Annotated in this window: 17 protein-coding genes; 3 read left to right on the plus strand and 14 right to left on the minus strand. The window is 60.3% G+C overall.

Features of this window, described 5'->3' with window-relative positions:
* Nucleotides 1–72: 72 nt before the first annotated feature.
* From K7431_RS20845 to K7431_RS20855, 3 genes are all read right to left on the minus strand, one after another.
* Nucleotides 73–663 carry a nucleotidyltransferase family protein gene (locus K7431_RS20845; protein WP_015885441.1) on the minus strand — a complete coding sequence of 197 codons (591 nt, stop codon included), beginning with the start codon at nucleotides 661–663 and terminating at the stop codon, nucleotides 73–75.
* On the minus strand, nucleotides 660–1,646 hold the full coding sequence (locus K7431_RS20850) for an XdhC family protein (RefSeq protein ID WP_015885442.1): 987 nt from the start codon (nucleotides 1,644–1,646) through the stop codon (nucleotides 660–662). Before K7431_RS20850 ends, K7431_RS20845 begins: the two co-directional genes overlap by 4 nt.
* A gap of 139 nt (nucleotides 1,647–1,785) precedes the next feature.
* The gene (locus tag K7431_RS20855; protein WP_015885443.1) at nucleotides 1,786–3,117 is read right to left on the minus strand and encodes a dicarboxylate/amino acid:cation symporter; all 1,332 of its coding nucleotides are present in this window, start codon (nucleotides 3,115–3,117) and stop codon (nucleotides 1,786–1,788) included.
* A gap of 338 nt (nucleotides 3,118–3,455) precedes the next feature.
* Between K7431_RS20855 and K7431_RS20860 the strand changes: the two genes are divergently transcribed.
* Nucleotides 3,456–4,454 (plus strand): AraC family transcriptional regulator, encoded by a 999-nt coding sequence (locus K7431_RS20860; protein WP_015885444.1) that lies wholly within the window; start codon nucleotides 3,456–3,458, stop codon nucleotides 4,452–4,454.
* A 120-nt stretch (nucleotides 4,455–4,574) separates the two neighbouring features.
* On the opposite strand, the gene K7431_RS20865 is transcribed toward K7431_RS20860, so the two are convergent.
* From K7431_RS20865 to K7431_RS20875, 3 genes are read right to left on the minus strand one after another with little or no spacing between them, the layout of a single operon-like run.
* Complete coding sequence (locus K7431_RS20865; RefSeq protein ID WP_015885445.1) at nucleotides 4,575–5,921, minus strand: ATP-binding protein; 1,347 nt, start codon at nucleotides 5,919–5,921, stop codon at nucleotides 4,575–4,577.
* Nucleotides 5,918–6,595: a response regulator transcription factor gene (locus K7431_RS20870; RefSeq protein WP_015885446.1), complete on the minus strand. Its 678-nt coding sequence runs from the start codon at nucleotides 6,593–6,595 to the stop codon at nucleotides 5,918–5,920. Before K7431_RS20870 ends, K7431_RS20865 begins: the two co-directional genes overlap by 4 nt.
* 18 nt (nucleotides 6,596–6,613) lie before the next feature.
* Nucleotides 6,614–6,922 carry a hypothetical protein gene (locus tag K7431_RS20875; protein WP_043205769.1) on the minus strand — a complete coding sequence of 103 codons (309 nt, stop codon included), beginning with the start codon at nucleotides 6,920–6,922 and terminating at the stop codon, nucleotides 6,614–6,616.
* Nucleotides 6,923–7,059: 137 nt separating this feature from the next.
* On the opposite strand from K7431_RS20875, the gene K7431_RS20880 reads away from it, so the two are divergent.
* Nucleotides 7,060–7,776, plus strand: coding sequence for a 4'-phosphopantetheinyl transferase family protein (locus K7431_RS20880; protein WP_043205771.1), 717 nt, complete (start codon nucleotides 7,060–7,062; stop codon nucleotides 7,774–7,776).
* 80 nt (nucleotides 7,777–7,856) lie between these two features.
* On the opposite strand, the gene K7431_RS20885 is transcribed toward K7431_RS20880, so the two are convergent.
* Nucleotides 7,857–9,467, minus strand: a complete 1,611-nt coding sequence (locus K7431_RS20885) for an ATP-binding protein (protein WP_015885449.1) — start codon at nucleotides 9,465–9,467, stop codon at nucleotides 7,857–7,859.
* Entirely contained in the window at nucleotides 9,464–10,189 is a 726-nt protein-coding gene (locus K7431_RS20890) for a response regulator (RefSeq protein WP_015885450.1), read from the minus strand. Before K7431_RS20890 ends, K7431_RS20885 begins: the two co-directional genes overlap by 4 nt.
* Nucleotides 10,190–10,969: 780 nt before the next feature.
* Between K7431_RS20890 and K7431_RS20895 the strand changes: the two genes are divergently transcribed.
* Complete coding sequence (locus tag K7431_RS20895) at nucleotides 10,970–13,864, plus strand: ribonucleoside-diphosphate reductase subunit alpha (protein ID WP_015885452.1); 2,895 nt, start codon at nucleotides 10,970–10,972, stop codon at nucleotides 13,862–13,864.
* Between the two features lie 101 nt (nucleotides 13,865–13,965).
* Here the strand turns inward: K7431_RS20895 and K7431_RS20900 are convergent, their stop codons facing one another.
* The 6 genes from K7431_RS20900 to K7431_RS20925 form a co-directional block, all read right to left on the minus strand.
* Entirely contained in the window at nucleotides 13,966–15,057 is a 1,092-nt protein-coding gene (locus K7431_RS20900; RefSeq protein ID WP_043205774.1) for a hypothetical protein, read from the minus strand.
* A 181-nt stretch (nucleotides 15,058–15,238) separates the two neighbouring features.
* A complete protein-coding gene (gene flgE / locus K7431_RS20905) occupies nucleotides 15,239–16,543 on the minus strand; it encodes a flagellar hook protein FlgE (protein ID WP_015885454.1) in 1,305 nt (434 codons plus the stop codon).
* A 31-nt stretch (nucleotides 16,544–16,574) separates the two neighbouring features.
* The gene (flgD, locus tag K7431_RS20910) at nucleotides 16,575–17,300 is read right to left on the minus strand and encodes a flagellar hook assembly protein FlgD (RefSeq protein ID WP_015885455.1); all 726 of its coding nucleotides are present in this window, start codon (nucleotides 17,298–17,300) and stop codon (nucleotides 16,575–16,577) included.
* A gap of 16 nt (nucleotides 17,301–17,316) precedes the next feature.
* Nucleotides 17,317–17,760: a flagellar basal body rod protein FlgC gene (gene flgC, locus K7431_RS20915; RefSeq protein ID WP_015885456.1), complete on the minus strand. Its 444-nt coding sequence runs from the start codon at nucleotides 17,758–17,760 to the stop codon at nucleotides 17,317–17,319.
* A 3-nt stretch (nucleotides 17,761–17,763) separates the two neighbouring features.
* On the minus strand, nucleotides 17,764–18,171 hold the full coding sequence (gene flgB, locus K7431_RS20920; protein ID WP_003175633.1) for a flagellar basal body rod protein FlgB: 408 nt from the start codon (nucleotides 18,169–18,171) through the stop codon (nucleotides 17,764–17,766).
* A gap of 80 nt (nucleotides 18,172–18,251) precedes the next feature.
* On the minus strand, nucleotides 18,252–18,443 hold a 192-nt coding region (locus tag K7431_RS20925), incomplete at its 5' end, for a hypothetical protein (protein ID WP_224316750.1).

The raw sequence follows: 18,443 nt of genomic DNA on the forward strand, positions 1-18,443 counted from the left end.
GTGATCAGGCGGGGCTTTTTATTGAGTGCCAGACACTGAGTTTCCGGCCTGGAATACAGCCAGCACCTACAGCTAGAGTGGGGAGAAATTCAACGACTGCGGCAGGTCGACGTCCCAGAGCACGCCCGGATCATCAACAGGTACTTCAAGCAGCGTCGCCTGCGCAAACAACGGCTTGGCCCCGCGATCACCGGTCAGTTCCATCAGCCCTGGCCGAAATGCCTGGCTGAACGCGACAGGATGCCCATACTGCCCATCCTGTACCGGCACACTGATACACCCTTCCTCCAGCCCATCAATCACCTGTTCAATGCTCGATGCCCGAATAAACGGCATATCCCCCAGCACCACCAACCAGCCTTCCGACTCACCGCTGGCCGCAACCGCCGCCGCAAGGCTGTCACCCATGCCGGCCGAGCGCAGCAGCAACACCTTGCAACCGTAGGCCTCTGCCAGACGAATCACTTCAAGCCGATCCGGTGAAGTCACCACCCAGCGCTCAACCACATTGCCCGGCAAATTCACCAGTACCTGCTCGATCACCGGCCGCGCCACACCATCCAAACCCACACAATCGGCCAGCAACTTATCCTGGCCAGCCCCCGCCACAGCGCGGAAACGACTGCCCTGCCCAGCCGCGAGCACTATCGCAGTGACTGTCACTGCGCCACCACCGGCAACGGCTTTTTCTGCATCGGCGCCACGCCATTCTTGATCGCGACAATTTCCGCCATCAGCGACAACGCGATCTCCGACGGGGTGTGACTGCCGATATGCAAACCAATCGGCCCATGCAAACGTGCGATGGCCTCGGCAGACAACCCCAGCGCGGCGAGGTTTTCCCGACGTTTCTGGCTGTTGACCCGTGAACCCAGCGCGCCGATGTAGAACGCCGAGGAATTCAACGCCGTCAGCAACGCCATATCGTCCAGGCGCGGATCATGGGTGAGGCAGACGATGGCAGTGCGTTCATCCGTTTGGATATTCAGCACGGCCTCATCAGGCATGCCCGGTACGAACCGGCCGTGCTGCTCTTCCCAACCGTAGACGAACTCGTCGCGCGGGTCGCAGATGAGCACTTCGAAATCCAGCAAGCGCGCCATCTCTGCCACATAGCGGGACAGCTGCCCGGCGCCGATCAGCAGCAAGCGCCAGCGCGGACCATAAATGGCCCGCAGGCGCTCGCCGTCGAAGGTGACTGCATCGGTCTTGCTTGCGCTGCTCAAGGTCACGTCCCCGCTGGCCAGGTCAAGCTCACGCGCGACGACCTGATGATCTTCACACCGCGCCAAAAGCTCCGACACCCACGCCCAGTCGCCCACACGCTCTTCGGTCAGGCGCAAGGTGCCACCACACGGCAGGCCAAAACGCGCGGCCTCATCACGAGTAACGCCGTAGGTCACTAACTGGACCGGCGGCCCATCGGCAGGCAAGCGACCGTCCTGCAGGCGCGCAATCAAGTCGTCCTCGATGCAGCCGCCCGACACCGAGCCGATCACCACACCATCGCCCCTCAGCGCCAGCATGGCGCCCGGTGGACGCGGGGCACTGCCCCACGTCTGAACGACGCTGTACAACACGACTTGCTGCCCGGCGCGGCGCCACTCGAGCACGCTGCGCAGGACATTCAAATCCACACTGTCCACAAAACCTCCTGCAAGCGTTAAAAGCGATTTACTTACTGTAAAACAAAAGACCCAAAGTGACGCGCCAGAAACGCAAACGCCCCGAACCAGTCGGGGCGTTTGTGCGTTGCGGTCGGCGTTAGTTCACGCCATCAGCGATTTACTTGACCACGGGTGCAGGGCCTTCGGCCACGCCCAAGTCATCGATTTCGCGGGTTTCCGAGATACCGGTACCGCCAGACGCCAGCTCGCTTTGCAGCTTGTCGGTGTCCAGTTCCTTGACCCACTTGGCCACAACGATGGTGGCAACGGCGTTACCCACCAGGTTAGTCAGCGCACGGGCTTCGGACATGAAGCGGTCGATACCCAGGATCAGCGCCAGGCCGGCAACCGGCAGGTGGCCTACGGCCGACAGGGTCGCTGCCAGTACGATGAAGCCCGAACCGGTCACGCCTGCAGCGCCTTTGGAGGACAGCAGCAGCACCAGCAGCAGGGTGATCTGGTGGGTGATGTCCATGTGGGTGTCAGTCGCCTGGGCGATGAACACAGCAGCCATGGTCAGGTAGATCGACGTACCGTCGAGGTTGAACGAGTAGCCAGTCGGGATCACCAGGCCAACGACGGATTTCTTAGCGCCCAGACGCTCCATCTTGATCAGCATGCGTGGCAATGCGGATTCGGAAGACGAAGTACCCAGAACGATCAGCAGCTCTTCACGGATGTAGCGGATCAGCTTGATCACGCTGAAACCGTGGGCGCGGCAGATACCGCCCAGCACCACCAGTACGAACAGCAGGCAGGTGATGTAGAAGCAGATCATCAGCTGGCCCAGTTGCACCAGGGAACCTACACCGTAGGCGCCGATGGTGAACGCCATGGCGCCCAGGGCACCGATTGGCGCGAGCTTCATGATCATGTTGATGATGTTGAACATCACGTGGGCGAAACGATCGATGAAGTCCAGGACCGGCTTGCCGTAGGCACCCAGGCGATGCAGGGCGAAACCGAAGATCACCGAGAACATCAGCACTTGCAGGATGTCGCCGTTGGCGAAGGCGCCGACGATGGTGTTAGGGATCACGTTGAGGATAAAGCCGACGATGCTCTGGTCTTTACCGGCAGTGACATAGGCCGCTACTTTGGAGGCGTCCAGGGTCGCTACGTCGATGTGCATGCCGGCGCCCGGTTGCACAACGTTGACCACGATCAAGCCGATCAACAGCGCGACGGTGGAAACGATTTCGAAGTAGAGCAGCGCGTAGCCGCCGGTTTTGCCGACCGATTTCATGCTTTGCATGCCAGCGATACCGCTGACAACGGTGCAGAAGATGATCGGGGCGATGACCATTTTGATCAGTTTGATGAACCCGTCACCCAGTGGCTTGAGGGCCACACCGGTCTCCGGGTAGAAGTGACCGAGCAAAATACCGATAACGATGGCAACGATCACCTGGAAATACAGGGATTTGTAGATTGGCTGACGAGTCGTCATTGCAAAGTTCCTCAATCGTCCCGTGTGGCAAATATCCGCCATTGCCCACGACACTTGAATTGCGAACCCTCCTGCACTGGAGGGATTTGTTGTTTGCGAGGTCTGTAGGTCCAGCCTGCGCTGTCATCCTTATCGCAAACGCCGTGCCACTTTGCTGAAAAACCTTAAAGGCCTTTAGACATCAGGGCTTGGGGTTTGCAGACGCCTTCCTAAGCGCCGCAACACGTGGCGGATTTCCGCCGACCCGTCCAATCCCGTCCTACAATTTGGCGGATATCCGCCTTGTGACCCTCTGCGGTGATGGCTACCATCCGTCCTTCCATGGACGAGGCCTGCGCATGCGTGAACGTACCATCGCCAGTCATTACGCCCGGGCAGCCCTCGGCGGGGCGCGGCGGGCCGGTTACGACTATTCGGGGTTGCTGCAACAGGTGGGCATCACCCCGGAACTGTTGACCGAACCCCGCGCCCGCATCGCGCCGGAGCAATTTACCCGGCTGCTGCAAATGCTCTGGCTGGCGCTGGACGACGAATACCTGGGCTTCGCTGAAGGCCCGAGCAAACGCGGGACCTTCGCCATGATGTGCCACGCGCTGATCCACTGCCGCACCTTGGAGAAGGCTCTGGAACGCGGCTTACTATTTTATAGCCTATTCCCACAGGGACCGCGCTGGCAGCTGACACGCGAAGGCGATATGGCGCGCTTGAGCCTGGACGATTCGACGCTGTGGGACCCGGATCACTTTCTCAGCGAATGCCTGCTGGTGATCTGGCATCGCTTGGGCAGCTGGCTGATAGGCCAGCGTATCCGGCTGCATGAGGCCACCTTCAGCTACCCGATGCCGGCTCACGCCAGCGAATACGACCTGCTCTTTCCCTGTACCCAGGTGTTTGGTGCACCGACCAGCAGCCTGGTGTTTCATAGCCGCTACCTGAGCCTGCCGCTGTTGCAGGACGAACGCACACTCAAGCACTTCCTAGAGCGCTCACCCGCCGACTTGCTGTCCCGGCCGGATGAAGGCGACAGCTTGAGCAGCCAGCTCCGCCGCTTGCTGAGTCGCGACCGCACCTCCTGGCCCGACCTGGAAGCCGTCGCCCAGCATTTGCACATCAGCCCCCAGACCCTACGCCGGCATTTACGCGAAGAAGGCAACAGTTTTCAGGCGCTCAAGGATGAGCTGCGGCGGGACATCGCCATCTATCATTTGGGCCGGGAGGATTTGTCATTGCAGGCGATTGCCGAGCAGTTGGGGTTTTCCGAACCGTCGGCGTTTCATCGGGCGTTCAAGAAGTGGACGGGGTTGACGCCGGGGGCGTATCGCGCGCAGGAGAGTTAGAGAGGCAGCGCCTGGACTGGCGCTATCGGGGGCAAGCCCCCTCCCACCTTTGAACGTGTTCACACATTAATAATGTGGGAGGGGGCTTGCCCCCGATGAGGCCTGTAAAACCAGTAAAGATCACAAAGCGGGGAAGTGAATCTTGAACGCGGCGCCGCCCAACGGCGAATCGCCCAAGGTCAACCGCGCGCCATAACTTTCAATAATATCCTTGACCACCGCCAAGCCAATCCCCTGCCCTGGATGCTGGCGATCCAGCCGTTCACCCCTTTGCAGAATCCGCGCACGCTGATCCGGCGGTACCCCAGGGCCATCATCCTCAATGCACAACTCGGTGCCTTCCAGGCTTTCCACCAGACTGATGCCCACCTCACTCAGGCACAGGCGGTAGGCGTTTTCCAGCAGGTTGCCGAGCAACTCCAGCAACGCGCCCTTCTCGATCGGCACATCACATTCTTCCGGCAACTCAAAAGACACCGTGACGCGTTTATCGCGGTAGACCTTGTCCAGCGTATCGCACAGGCTTTGCAGCACCGGCGCCAGGCGTACCTGATGGCGTACCAGTCCGCTTTTGCGCAGGCTGGCCCGCTGCAACTGGTAGCTGATCTGCTGGCTCATGCGCTCGATCTGCGATTGCAGCACCCAGGCCTGATCGCGATCTTCCGGACGCTGGGCCATGTCTTCGCTCACCCCCTGCAAGACCGCCAGCGGGGTTTTCAGGCTGTGGGCCAAGTCGTCGAGGGAATCGCGGTAGCGCGTCCGTTGCTCACGCTCGCTGTGCAGCAGGCGGTTGAGAGAGCCGGTGAGACGCAGCAGTTCGCGGGGGTGTTGCTCGGAGAGGCTTTCGCGCGTGCCGCCTTCGATCTGGTCGAGCTCCTGGCTCAGCCGCCGCAGCGCTTGCAGGCCCCAGGTCAGACCCAGCCATAACAAAGTCAGCAACACCAGCAGCGCTGCGCCGAAGCCCAGGTAGAGGTTTTCACGCAGGCCTTCGAGGGTCAGCTGGTATTCGCGCACCGGTTGCAGGGCGACGATGCTGAAGGCCGCGCTCTTGCCACCGAGCAGCCTGACCTCGACGTCATACACGAAGAATTCCTGGCCGTTGGCCTCGCGAATCCGCGCAAATTCATTGCCGCGCCCGTCGTAGCGCGGCTTGTAGTTGATATTTTCTTCCTTGGTCGCCCGCGAACGCCATACCAGATGACCTTCACGGTCGTAGATATAGCCCAGCAGACGGCTATCGGTCAGGTTGAAGCGCTCGTCCGGCAACTGCGCCGGCATCAGCAGGCGGTTGTTTTCGACCCGCGCGGCAGAGATCAGAGTGGTGACATCCGACGCCAGGCGTTGCTCGATGGAGTCTTGCAGCGCCAGGCTGAACGCGCCCTGCATGGCCGGCAACAACCCGAGCATAAACAACACGGCCAGGGTGGCGGCCGCCAGCATCAAGCGCACGCGTAGCGAGCGAATCAACGGCAGCGCTCATTGAACAGGTAGCCCAGGCCACGCACGGTGTCGATCGGTTTGAACCCGCCCGGGCCTTCCAGCTTGCGACGCAGGCGGCCGACCAGCACTTCAATGACATTCGGATCGCGCTCGTCGTCATCGGGGTAGAGCTGTTCCATCAAGCGGTCCTTGGCGACCACTTGCTGGTGATGACGCATCAGGTATTCGAGGATGCGGTATTCGTAGGCCGTCAACGCCAAGGGCTGTTCGTCAAGGGACGCCTGCTTGCGGTTGAGGTCCAGCAGCAAAGGCCCGGCAACGATGGTCGACTGGGTAAAGCCACTGGAACGACGCAGCAAGGCGTTCATGCGCGCCTCCAGCTCTTCGAACTGGAACGGCTTGACCACGTAGTCGTCGGCGCCGGCCGCCAGGCCTTCGACCTTGTCCTGCCAGTTGCCGCGCGCGGTGAGGATCAGGATCGGGAAGGTCTTGGCCTGGGTACGCAACTGGCGGATCAGGTCCAGGCCGCCCATGCCGGGCAGGCCCAGGTCGATGATCGCCAAGTCATGGTTGAACTGGCCGGTCTGGTACAGGGCCTCTTCGGCATTGGCCACGGCCTCGACCACATGCCCGCTGTCGGTCAGGCGGGTCAACAGGTGATGACGCAGCAGCGCCTCATCTTCCACCACCAGCAATTTCATAAGGCTCTCCAAGGCAAATCAACTGTCCGACAGAGGGATATCATAGCGGCCCTGCAGGTCTTGCGGGCGCAGTTTAATACCATTGAACTGGCCGGTCAGGTGTTCATAGCCGGCGCGGTAGTCCGGCTGCGGGGTTGCAAGGCCCAGGGACTGGCCCCAAGGCGTGGGTTGGCTGCCGGCGTCTTCGAAGCTGACACGCTGGATCAGCGCGCTGGCTTTCTTGGTTTTCTCACGTCCGAATGCGGCAAAGGCGCCGTCCGAGGCCTGGACCCCGGCGGTGGCACTGAGCATGGTTAACGCCAACATCAGCTTTTTGATCGCAGTCATGGTGTTACCTCTACGCGTTTGGCTGTTGCAGCCCAGACTACGCAGGCGCCCCTGAACTCCCCCTGAACAGGCTCTGAACCTCACCTGAACCGCAGCGGGCTATCCGCAAGCGTTTGAACTCGGCAAAATACCGGCCCATGAATCCCCTACCCGCTTGCTGCACCCCACTCGACGCCCACTGGCCCCTGCCTGAGCCCTTGCCGGGCACGGTATTGCTCAGCACCCGCTTCGACCCTGCCTTATTAACGGCAGGCGACTTCCAGCGCAGCGCCGTACCGCCGCCGGCCAGTATCCAGCGCTCAGTGGCCAAGCGTCAGGCCGAGTTCCTGGCCGGCCGTCTGTGCGCCCGCGCGGCGCTGCAACAACTCGATCACCTCAACTACATCCCCGCGATCGGTGAAGACCGCGCACCGGTGTGGCCCGCACATATCTGCGGCTCTATCACCCACAGCACCGGGCATGCCGCCGCGATCGTCGCGCACAAGGCGCAATGGCGCGGGCTGGGGATGGACCTGGAGAATGTGCTGAGCCTGGAGCGGGCGGAGCGGTTGGCGGGGGAAATCCTCACGGCTGATGAGCTGCACCGCATGGGCTCGCTGCCGCGTGAACAGCATGCGCTGCTGGTGACGCTGACGTTTTCGGCCAAGGAGAGCCTGTTCAAGGCGCTCTACCCGATCGTGCAGCAGCGCTTCTACTTTGAGCATGCCGAGGTGGTGGATTGGTCAGCTGCAGGCCATGTGCGCCTGCGCCTGCTGACGGACCTGTCTGCCGAGTGGTCCCATGGCAAAGAGCTGAGCGCACAATTTGCGCTGCATGAAGCTCAGCTGTTGAGCCTGGTGGCCATCAGCGCCTGAGCCCCCCCTCCCACACTCGACCGAGTTCCAACGTTGGAATGCGATCGACTGTGGGAGGAGGCTTGCTCCCGATAGCGACATCAGGATTTATCCTGATCCCGTGGCCAACTCAGGCTGAAGCAGGCCCCACCCAAATTATTGCTCTTGCCGATCAACGCCCGCCCGCCGTGCCAATAAATGATTCGCCGCACAATCGACAACCCCAGGCCATGCCCACCCGAAGCACGGGTGCGGCTGTCATCCAGGCGCAGGAACGGCGTGAAGATGCGCTCCCAGGCACTTTCCGGCACGCCGGGGCCGTCGTCCTCCACATCGATGCGGCAGCGCACCTGGCCGACCTGATAACTGATCAACACCTGCCCCTGGGCATGGCGCATGGCATTGCTCACCAGGTTCTGCAGCGCCCGATGCAGATAACGCGGCTCGGCATCCACCCAGGCGTCATCCCAATGCACCGAAGACAGGCAAATACCCCGGGTCACGTTGACCTGCGGGCGCAGTGGCGATAATTCGCCGATCACCTGATCGAGCAGCGCATTGAGGTCGACCCGCTGGAAATTCAGCTCCGGCGAGCCTTGCTCCAGACGTGCATACGTCAGCATTTCGTCCACCAGGCCATCAAGGTCTTGGATATCGCTGTCCATGCCCTCCAGGTATTTGCGCCGCGCCTCGGGGGTGGTGGCATCGCCGACCATCTCCAGGCCGAAGCGCAAGCGCGCCACCGGCGTGCGCAGCTCATGGGACACCGCGCGCACCAGTTCGCGCTGGATCGCCAGCAACTGTTGCAAGTGCTCGGCCATGCCGTTGAACGCCGCGGCCAGGCGCCCCACCGAGTCAGCGCCGCGAGCCGGCACGCGGACTTCCAGGTTGCCCTTGGCGATGCGGGTGGCAGCGGCTTCCAGGCCGCGCAACCGGCGTTCAAGCTGACGCACTAATAGATAGACGATCAGACCGATCAGCGTCAGGCCGATCAAGGCAATCAGCACCAGCCATTGCGCCGGGTAAGGACTCATCTGATACAACGGGCCGATTTCCAGCACCCACGGCGTGCCGACCATGCCGGCAAACACGCGGATCGAATCGCCGCCCTTGCCCAAGGCCATCACCGTGTCGCCTTCCGATACGCGGCGGCGCTGGTCTTCATCCATATCAGTCTGGTCGAGGGTCATCAGGTGCATGTCAAAGCCAAAACCCTTGGCTTCTTTTATGTCTGCCAGGCGCTGCGGTTGTTCCGCCACCGGGAAGCGCACCAGTTCGTCGGCGAGCAGGTAGATGGTCGCGCGGGCCAGTTGCTCGCTGATCTGCTGCACCTCTCCCTCCAGCACCAGTTGATCCTGATCACTGACCCATCGCAGCACCCGTGCGGCATGCGGCCCGGTCTGCTCCACCAGCACCTGCCCACGTTGCAGGCGGTTGCGCTGGCTCGAGTCCAGTTGCGTATCCGCGAGGGGGCGCAATTGCAGCGGGATACCCAGCAAACGTTCCCACACCGCCAGGGCGCGTTGGCGCTCGATGGGGCTCATGGGCTGCAGGTTATCGCCCATCAACGCGAAGGTGCCGTGGGCCAGGCGCTCGCGGTATTGGCCGCTGCGCACCTCGTTAAGCAGGTGCAGGGCCAGCACGCCGAGCAGCGCCACCAGGATCAGCGCCGCGCACATACCGCCGTAGATGCGCAGGAAGATCGAGTTCACAGCGGCATGTCGGCGGCGGCTTCGGGGACGAACAGGTAGCCTTTGCTGCGGATGGTCTTGATCAGGCGCGGGTGGATCGGGTCGTCGCCGATTTTCGGGCGAATACGCGAGATGCGCACATCGATGGAACGGTCCTGGCCGTCGTAACCGATGCCGCGCAGGGCGATGAAGATTTCTTCGCGGGACAGGATGCGCCCGGCATTCGCCACCAACAGCCACAGCAAGTCGAATTCGGCGCTGGTCAGCTCGATGCCGGCATTATTCAGCCAGGCCTCGCGCAATGCGTTGTCCACCACCAACGGGCCGAATTGCAGGCGGCGCTGGCTTCCCACGGCAGTCGGTTCCGCCGGTTCGCTGCGCCGCAGCAGGGCCTGGATGCGCGCCAGCAACAGGCGCGGGCGTACGGGTTTGCACACGTAGTCGTCGGCGCCCATGTCCAGGCCCAGCACCTGGTCCATGTCGTCGGTGCGCGCGGTCAGCATCAGGATCACGCCGTCATAACGCTCGCGCACTGTGCGGCAGATGCTCAGGCCGTCTTCGCCGGGCAGCATCAGGTCGAGGATCACCAAGTCCGGCTGTTCAGCGATGATCCGCGCCGCCGCCAAGGCCCCATCGCCCTCCACCGACACCTGCAGGCCGTTGCTCTCCAGGTACTCGCGGGTCAATTCGGCGAGCCGCTCGTCATCCTCGACGATCAATACCTGCCAGGCTTCTTGCTCCACGGGTGATCCTCATTGTTATAAAGAAGGTCGTCCTGACCATGCGATCTATTGTCGGAGGGGCTTGCGCTCACATTCTGATCTGCGCCAGCCACACCTTATTTGTAATGTTGGGAAGGCATAACAAAGACCGATTGTAGCCATGCCGCAACCCTGGAACACAAGCTTGGAAATGCATTCGGTGATCGCATTTTTTTGTGATAGGGTTCGCGCCCTCAAAAATCCAATCAGCTGTTTTTACCTTGGAATATTCGGTGACAAACGGCCGAATCCAGCAGCAATGCGGCCTACACGGGTGTTCCACGTTTCATACACATTTTACCCACAGCGTTATCCACAGGTAGTGCGTTGCTAAGCCCCCCAAAACGCATTATCTTGTAGCTCGGCGCAAAAAAAACCCTACATGTAGGGTTTTGAGCGAAAAAACCAAACACAGATCAGACAAGAAACTCAAGCCCTTTCTTGCTCTCGTATGGTTGAACCAAAGCATTTTTCGAAAGCCCAAACCGCTGACGCGGATGGCAGCCGTTTTCACGCTCCAACAGCGCAAAACGGTACGGGTGTTGCAGTGCTTGAACCTGGCAACTGTCACCCACCAGGAATACGGCCAAGGGCTTTTGAGCCCCGAACCGAAGACTTCGGCATGGAAGCGGCGCGAACAGCTCCCTTCCTCCTGTCCCGAAGTTGTTATGCCAGGCCCAGGCCTGCTGTAAATGCTTCAGGACGGAACGGTGGGCACCGTGATGGTGCCCAAATAAATATAGAACGTGGAGACAACCCCCCATGCAAACCGACACAACTCGCGAGAACCCGCAGGGCTCCGTGCCGCAGGCCGCTGATTCGAACCTGGATCTGTCCGCCACCGCACCTGGCCAACTGCGCGTGATCAAGCGTAACGGGACTGTCGTTCCTTACACCGATGACAAAATCACCGTCGCCATCACCAAAGCGTTTCTTGCAGTTGAAGGCGGCACCGCTGCCGCTTCGTCGCGCATCCATGACACCGTTGCCCGCCTGACCGAACAAGTCACCGCGACCTTCAAGCGTCGCATGCCCTCGGGCGGCACTATCCACATCGAAGAAATCCAGGACCAGGTCGAACTGGCCCTGATGCGTGCCGGCGAGCAGAAAGTTGCCCGCGACTACGTGATCTACCGTGACTCGCGCGCCAAGGAACGTGCCGTGCGCACGCCAGCCGAAGAAGCCGCGGTACAGGCTCACCCGTCGATCCGCATTACCCTGGCCGACGGCACGTTTGCGCCGCTGGACCTGGGCCGCCTGAACACCATCATCACCGAGGCCTGCGAAGGCCTGGAAGAAGTCGATGGTGACCTGATCCAGCGCGAAACCCTGAAAAACCTGTACGACGGCGTGGCCCTGACCGACGTCAACACCGCGCTGGTGATGACCGCCCGTACCCTGGTCGAGCGTGAGCCGAACTACTCGTTCGTGACCGCTCGCCTGCTGATGGACACCCTGCGTGCCGAAGGCCTGGGCTTCCTCGGCGTAGCCGACAGCGCCACCCACCACGAGATGGCTGACCTGTACGCCAAGGCCCTGCCGGCCTACATCGCCAAGGGTATCGAATTCGAATTGCTGAACCCGATCCTGGCCACCTTCGACCTGGAAAAACTCGGCAAGGCGATCAACCACGAGCGCGACCAGCAGTTCACTTACCTGGGCCTGCAAACCCTGTACGACCGTTACTTCATCCACAAGGACGGTATCCGCTTCGAACTGCCGCAAGTGTTCTTCATGCGCGTGGCCATGGGCCTGGCGATCGAAGAGAAGCACAAAGAAGACCGCGCCATCGAGTTCTACAACCTGCTGTCGTCCTTCGACTACATGTCGTCGACCCCGACCCTGTTCAACGCCGGCACCCTGCGTCCGCAGCTGTCCAGCTGCTACCTGACCACCGTGCCGGATGACCTGTCGGGCATCTACCACGCGATCCACGACAACGCCATGCTCTCCAAATTTGCCGGTGGCCTGGGCAACGACTGGACGCCGGTGCGTGCGCTGGGTTCGTACATCAAGGGCACCAACGGCAAGTCCCAGGGCGTTGTACCGTTCCTGAAAGTCGTGAACGACACCGCCGTTGCGGTCAACCAGGGCGGCAAGCGCAAAGGCGCTGTCTGTGCCTACCTGGAAACCTGGCACATGGACATTGAAGAGTTCATCGAGCTGCGCAAGAACACCGGTGATGACCGTCGTCGTACCCACGACATGAACACCGCCAACTGGATCCCTGACCTGTTCATGAAGCGCGTCTTCGATGACGGCCCGTGGACCCTGTTCTCGCCTTCCGAAGTGCCGGACCTGCACGACCTGACCGGCAAGGCCTTCGAAGAACGCTACGAGTACTACGAAGCCCTGTCCCAGTACCCAGGCAAGATCAAGCTGTTCAAGACCATCCAGGCCAAAGACCTGTGGCGCAAAATGCTGTCCATGCTGTTTGAAACCGGCCACCCATGGCTGACCTTCAAAGACCCGTGCAACCTGCGCAGCCCGCAGCAGCACGTGGGCGTGGTCCATAGCTCGAACCTGTGCACCGAGATCACCTTGAACACCAACAAGGACGAGATCGCCGTTTGCAACCTGGGCTCGATCAACCTGCCGAACCACATCGTCAACGGCAAGCTGGACACCGCCAAGCTGGAACGCACCGTCAACACCGCCGTTCGCATGCTCGATAACGTGATCGACATCAACTACTACTCGGTGCCACAGGCGCAGAACTCCAACTTCAAGCACCGTCCGGTCGGCCTGGGCATCATGGGCTTCCAGGACGCGCTGTACCTGCAGCACATTCCTTACGGTTCGGACGCTGCGGTCGAGTTCGCCGACAAGTCCATGGAAGCGGTCAGCTACTACGCGATCCAGGCTTCCTGCGACCTGGCCGATGAGCGCGGTGCCTACGAGACGTTCCAGGGTTCACTGTGGTCCAAGGGCATCCTGCCGCTGGATTCGCAACAGATCCTGATCGAGCAACGTGGCCAGAAGTACATCGACGTTGACCTGAACGAATCCCTGGACTGGGCGCCGGTACGTGCCCGTGTACAAAAAGGTATTCGTAACTCCAACATCATGGCCATCGCGCCGACCGCGACCATCGCCAACATCACCGGCGTATCGCAGTCGATCGAACCGACCTATCAGAACCTGTATGTGAAATCGAACCTGTCGGGCGAATTCACCGTGATCAACCCGTACCTGGTTCGCGATCTGAAAGCCCGCGGCCTGTGGGACTCGGTCATGATCAACGACCTGAAGTACTACGACGGTTCCGTGCAGCAGATCGAGCGCATCCCGCAAGAGCTCAAAGAGCTCTACGCGACCGCTTTCGAAGTGGACACCAAGTGGATCGTTGACGCGGCCAGCCGTCGTCAGAAGTGGATCGACCAGGCCCAGTCGCTGAACCTGTACATCGCCGGCGCATCGGGCAAGAAGCTGGACGTGACCTACCGCATGGCTTGGTACCGTGGTCTGAAAACCACTTACTACCTCCGTGCCCTGGCCGCCACCAGCACCGAGAAGTCGACCATCAACACCGGTAAGTTGAACGCTGTTTCCAGCGGCAACCACGGTGATGATTCGGTACTCGCTGCTCCGGCCGGCCCGGCGCCAGTGCCAAAGGCCTGCGCGATTGACGAGCCGGATTGCGAAGCTTGCCAATAAGCTGAGCCCACCTTGGGTTTAACCCCCAAGGTTGAAAAGCCCCCGATAGACCTACGGTGTATCGGGGGTTTTCTTTTGCCCGACAATAACGCGCACGTGATCTAGAACAACACGGTCGCTATACCCGACTGAGGCCCGCCGCCGCGCCGCCCCCACAACTCGATCCGCCCGTTGATCACCGCCATCGAATGGCCGCCGTACTCCACTGTTCCCACTTTGCTGCTTCTCAAGTCAGAGTCTGTCGCCGGCCTGTAATGCCCTTTCAGGCCCAAACGGTCCAGCCCTTCACGCGAGTACTCACCATCGTTCAAACTTTGCATTGCATCGGCAAAACTACGCGTGGCGAATCGATCATGCTCGCCAGGACTGCCGCTATTACCCTCAACTTGAGCCCGCTTCGCACTCATGGCATACAGAAAGTTGGCATCCGTTATCATTTGCGGATCATCGCCCTTGAAACGGGCATAGGTTGCTGCCTGCTTCAACTCATCCTTGGAGAGTTTATAAACCTTATCGCTGTCCCTCATGACCACCTCGTATCCATTGGCGGTCTCCTTCACGCTTTTATAGATGTCTGTCGGTTTCTGACCAAACTGCATCATTGCGGCTTTTATTGATGAAACAGTCACGCAATTCCCGTCAGGACCCTGGCTGAAGCCACTCCAGATATTGTCCGGCTTCTTGCCTGGGTTACTGTTGTCAGGTTTGTAGTTGAAATGTTTGGCACCCTCGGTAAGGGGCTTGTTGCTCATAGGCTCGGCAGGGCCAAAATCATCCGGATTGACTCTACTGCCGCGACCGCCACCACCACCGCCCGGCGACGGACTCGGAGAAGGCGCAGGAGAAGGAGGCGGCTCATCTGGAAACAAATCCGGAAACAGTGCCTTCAACCACGCCCACCAAGCGTCAGTCTGGTCTTTTTTCAGCGCGTCGAGGACAGCCTTGAATTTCTCGTCTCCAAGCTCCTCTCGTATTTTATTCAGCTTGTCACGCAGATCCTGAGCCGTCTGCTTCTTGGATGTCTTCTCGGCATCTTCAAGCTCCTTAAGCAACTGAGTGATGGCTTGCTTGTTCGAATCTACGCCTTGCGTTGTTGCAACCGAACGGCTTACCGCCCCCAGATAAAACCCACTCCCAACAACGTCACGACGCGCCCCCACCGCCCCATGGGCAGATTCCGACGAACTCCACATACCCAGCCCCCCATTATGATTCAAGCCTCCTACGCCCGAATAAGTGGAGGGTGTGGTGTGATCAGTTCCCGCAGACACATGTCCCCCCTGACTGCGATGGCGCGGGAAAACGCCTTCAGCGCCAAATGGCAGGCAAAAAAAAGCCCCTCTTACGAGGGGCTTCTTTTAGAGCACTGATGCATCAGGTCATCTGAATGATGGTCTGCATGATGGTGCTCTGGGTGGAGATGGTCTTGGCGTTCGCCTGGTAGTTGCTCTGGGCCTTGATCAGGTCCACCAGCTCGTTGGTCAGGTTGACGTTGGAGTTCTCCAGGGAGTTGGCCACGATCGAACCCAGGGTACCGGCTTGCGGGGTGTCATAACCTGGCTGGCCCGAGGCGAAGGTCTCTCTCCAGGTGGTGCCGCCCGAAGGCTGCAAGCCTTGTTCGTTGTTGAAGCTGGCCAAGGAGATCTGGCCGATGGCCTTGCTCTGCTGGTTGCTGAACGTGGCGAACAATACGCCGCTGCCGTCGATTTTCAGGCCGGTGATCTGCCCGGTCGCGTAACCATCGGTGGTCGGCGGGTTGCGGTAGCTGGCCGAGTTGTACTGGGTGACGTTACCCAGGTTGACGGCAATATTCGGCGCTGTAGCGTTGTTTGGCGCCCAATTACCGTTGGTCACCGTACCCGGCACCCAACCCGTGAGCGTCAAGGTTGTGCCGACCACGCCTGTACCGGTGACACCCAGAAGCTTACCGGCACCGTCAAAGGTATAGGTCGCTGGCACGGGGGCGGTGGCGCCGGTGGTTGTAGGCTTAGTGCCATCCAGGTTACGGCCGTCGATCAACGTGTAGGCCTTCCACTCGTTGGGGTTCGACTTCACCATGTACTGCACCATTTCGTGGGAGTTACCCTGGGCGTCATACAAAGTGGTGCTGTTCTGGGTGGTGAAGGTGCTCGTGTCAGTAGGATCAAACAGCTTGGTAGCCTGGTCGATCACCGGCGACGACGAGTTCAGGTTACTGGTGGAATCCACCTTGGTGGACGCCTTGGGTGGCAGGTACGACAGGTTCAGTTGCAGGTCGGTCAAGCCGCCCTTGACGATGTTGCCGTCCGCGTCCGCGGCGTAGCCTTGCAAGCGCGAAGTGCCGGTATTGTTGGTGATATAGCCGTCTTTGTCGGCACGGAAGGCACCGCTGCGGGTGTACTCCAGCGAGCCGTCGCTGCCCTTCTGAACGAAGAAGCCACCGCCCTGGATCGCCATATCCAGCACGCCGCCGCTGTTGTTGACGTCACCCTGGGTGAACTGCTGGGACACGGCCGCCAGGTTTACACCGTTGCCGATGCTGTTCTGGCCGGTGCCCAGTTTGGACGCGGCGTAGATGTCCGAGAATTCCGCGCGGGACGACTTGAAGCCAGTGGTCGCGACGTTGGCGATGTTGTTGCCGGTCACGTCCAGTTGTTTGTTGGCCGCATAGAGGCCGCTAAGGCCGATATTAAAAGACATGTTTCTCTCCCTCTGCCGTATTTAGCCGGCTCTATGTACCGATAGTCTGAATTTGCGACAGCTTGACGCTGCCCATGCCACCTGCAAGGTTCAGCAGCATCTCGCCGCCGGTCTTGCTCAAGGTCACGCTCGTTACCGTCGCAGGCAACGAAGTGGCCAGGGCGACAGCCTCGCCCTTGTCGTTCTTGGTAGTGGCATTGAAGGTGTAGGTGCCCGCAGGAGCGACCTCGCCATTTTCGTTCTTGCCATCCCAGATGAAGCTTTGGGTACCGGCGCTCTGGGCCCCCATGTCGAGGGTGCGCACCACAGTGCCATCTTTGTCGGTGATCTTGACGGAGACGTTGCCCACCGCCGAGGTCACCGCCACGGAACCGTTCATGCTCTTGCTGGTGTCGACCATGGCCTTGTCGGTCTGGATGATGATCGACCGCCCTACCAGCGACGACGCCTGCAGCGCTTGCGAGGAGCTGAAGTTGCTGGAGATGTTATTCACCGAATCGTTCAGGGTGTTGATGCCTTCCAGGCTACTGAACTGTGCAAGCTGGGCCACGAACGCGCCGTTGTCCTGGGGCGACAGCGGGTTCTGGTTTTTCAGCTGGGTCACGAGCAGTTGCAGGAACGCGTCCTTGCCCAGCGACTGGTTGCCCGTCGCCGACTTGGCGGCATCGCCGACGCTGCTGTTGTCCGTTGCAGTCTTGACCTTGGAATTGAAAAGGTCTTGGACTGCCGTGTTGTTACTCGTATCAACGATGGCCATTATTTGGCGCCCCTTATCACTGACCCAGGGTCAGGACCTTTTGCATCATGGTTTTGGCGGTGTTCATCATTTCCGCATTGGTCTGGAACGAGCGGCTGGCGGAAATCATGTCCGCCATTTCCTCGACCACGTTGACGTTCGGGTAGTACACGTAGCCTTTTTCGTTGGCCGCCGGGTGGTTAGGCTCGTAGCGGGCCTCCAGATTGCTCTGGTCTTCAACCACACCGAGTACCTGCACGCCGGAGCCTGCGGCACCTTGGTCCTGGAACAGCGAGTCGCTGCCGCCGCTCTGGCCACCCTGGAACATGGTGGCGAACACCGGGTGACGGGCGCGGTAGGTCTGGTCAATGCTCGAAGACACGGTCTCGGCGTTGGCGATGTTACTGGCGACGGTGTTCAAGCGCGTGGTCTGCGCGCTCATGCCACTGCCGGCAATATTAAAAACACTGGACAGGGACATGGCTTACTCTCCGCGCAGGGCTGACATCAGCCCTTTGAATTTGCTGTTAAGCAGGGTGAAGCTGGCTTGGAAGTTCACCGAGTTCTCGGCGTAGGCCGATTGCTCCAGCTGCGCGTCGACGGTGTTCTGGTCGATCGACGGCTGCATCGGCGTGCGATACAGCAACGACTCGTCACCACTGCTCAGGCCTTGCGCTTCAATATGACGGCTGTTGGTCATGTTCAAGGCGAAGGTGCCGTTCTTGGTCTTGTCCTGCTGGGCGGCGAGCACGGCAGAGAAGTCCAGGTCCCGAGCCTTGTAGTTCGGGGTGTCGGCGTTGGCAATGTTGTTGGCCAGGACTTCAGCACGCTGGGCGCGGAAGCCCAGGGCTTGTTCGTGGATACCGAGCGCTTTATCGAAGCTGATGCTCATGGCGGAAACCTTTAGGCTGACCTGCTTTTCGTTAACAGGGTTATAGCAAGGTGCATGCCAATCTGGTGGAGGCCCGTATATCAAGGGCTTGCGAGGCGGTTGCCGGCGACGATGCCAGAAAAGCGGCAAGCGATTTCCGCGTGGCGCCAGTAAAGCGGCAATGGGGAGTTGCCGCTCTCTTGAAATTTGCCGCAAAAAAAATGTGGGAGGGGGCTTGCTCCCGATGACGGTGTGTCAGTGATAGCTATATCAACTGAACCACCGCCATCGGG

This window comes from Pseudomonas fluorescens group sp., assembly GCF_020093335.1.
GTDB lineage: Bacteria > Pseudomonadota > Gammaproteobacteria > Pseudomonadales > Pseudomonadaceae > Aquipseudomonas > Aquipseudomonas petroselini.

Excerpts from the sequence above, each read along its gene's own strand:
- K7431_RS20870 (WP_015885446.1), bottom strand. The coding sequence starts at position 6,595 with ATGAAATTGCTGGTGGTGGAAGATGAGGCGCTGCTGCGTCATCACCTG.
- flgC (WP_015885456.1), bottom strand. The coding sequence starts at position 17,760 with ATGTCCCTGTCCAGTGTTTTTAATATTGCCGGCAGTGGCATGAGCGCG.
- K7431_RS20875 (WP_043205769.1), bottom strand. The coding sequence starts at position 6,922 with ATGACTGCGATCAAAAAGCTGATGTTGGCGTTAACCATGCTCAGTGCC.
- flgE (WP_015885454.1), bottom strand. The coding sequence starts at position 16,543 with ATGTCTTTTAATATCGGCCTTAGCGGCCTCTATGCGGCCAACAAACAA.
- flgD (WP_015885455.1), bottom strand. The coding sequence starts at position 17,300 with ATGGCCATCGTTGATACGAGTAACAACACGGCAGTCCAAGACCTTTTC.
- K7431_RS20860 (WP_015885444.1), top strand. The coding sequence starts at position 3,456 with ATGCGTGAACGTACCATCGCCAGTCATTACGCCCGGGCAGCCCTCGGC.
- flgB (WP_003175633.1), bottom strand. The coding sequence starts at position 18,171 with ATGAGCATCAGCTTCGATAAAGCGCTCGGTATCCACGAACAAGCCCTG.
- K7431_RS20895 (WP_015885452.1), top strand. The coding sequence starts at position 10,970 with ATGCAAACCGACACAACTCGCGAGAACCCGCAGGGCTCCGTGCCGCAG.
- K7431_RS20900 (WP_043205774.1), bottom strand. The coding sequence starts at position 15,057 with ATGTGGAGTTCGTCGGAATCTGCCCATGGGGCGGTGGGGGCGCGTCGT.
- K7431_RS20880 (WP_043205771.1), top strand. The coding sequence starts at position 7,060 with ATGAATCCCCTACCCGCTTGCTGCACCCCACTCGACGCCCACTGGCCC.
- K7431_RS20855 (WP_015885443.1), bottom strand. The coding sequence starts at position 3,117 with ATGACGACTCGTCAGCCAATCTACAAATCCCTGTATTTCCAGGTGATC.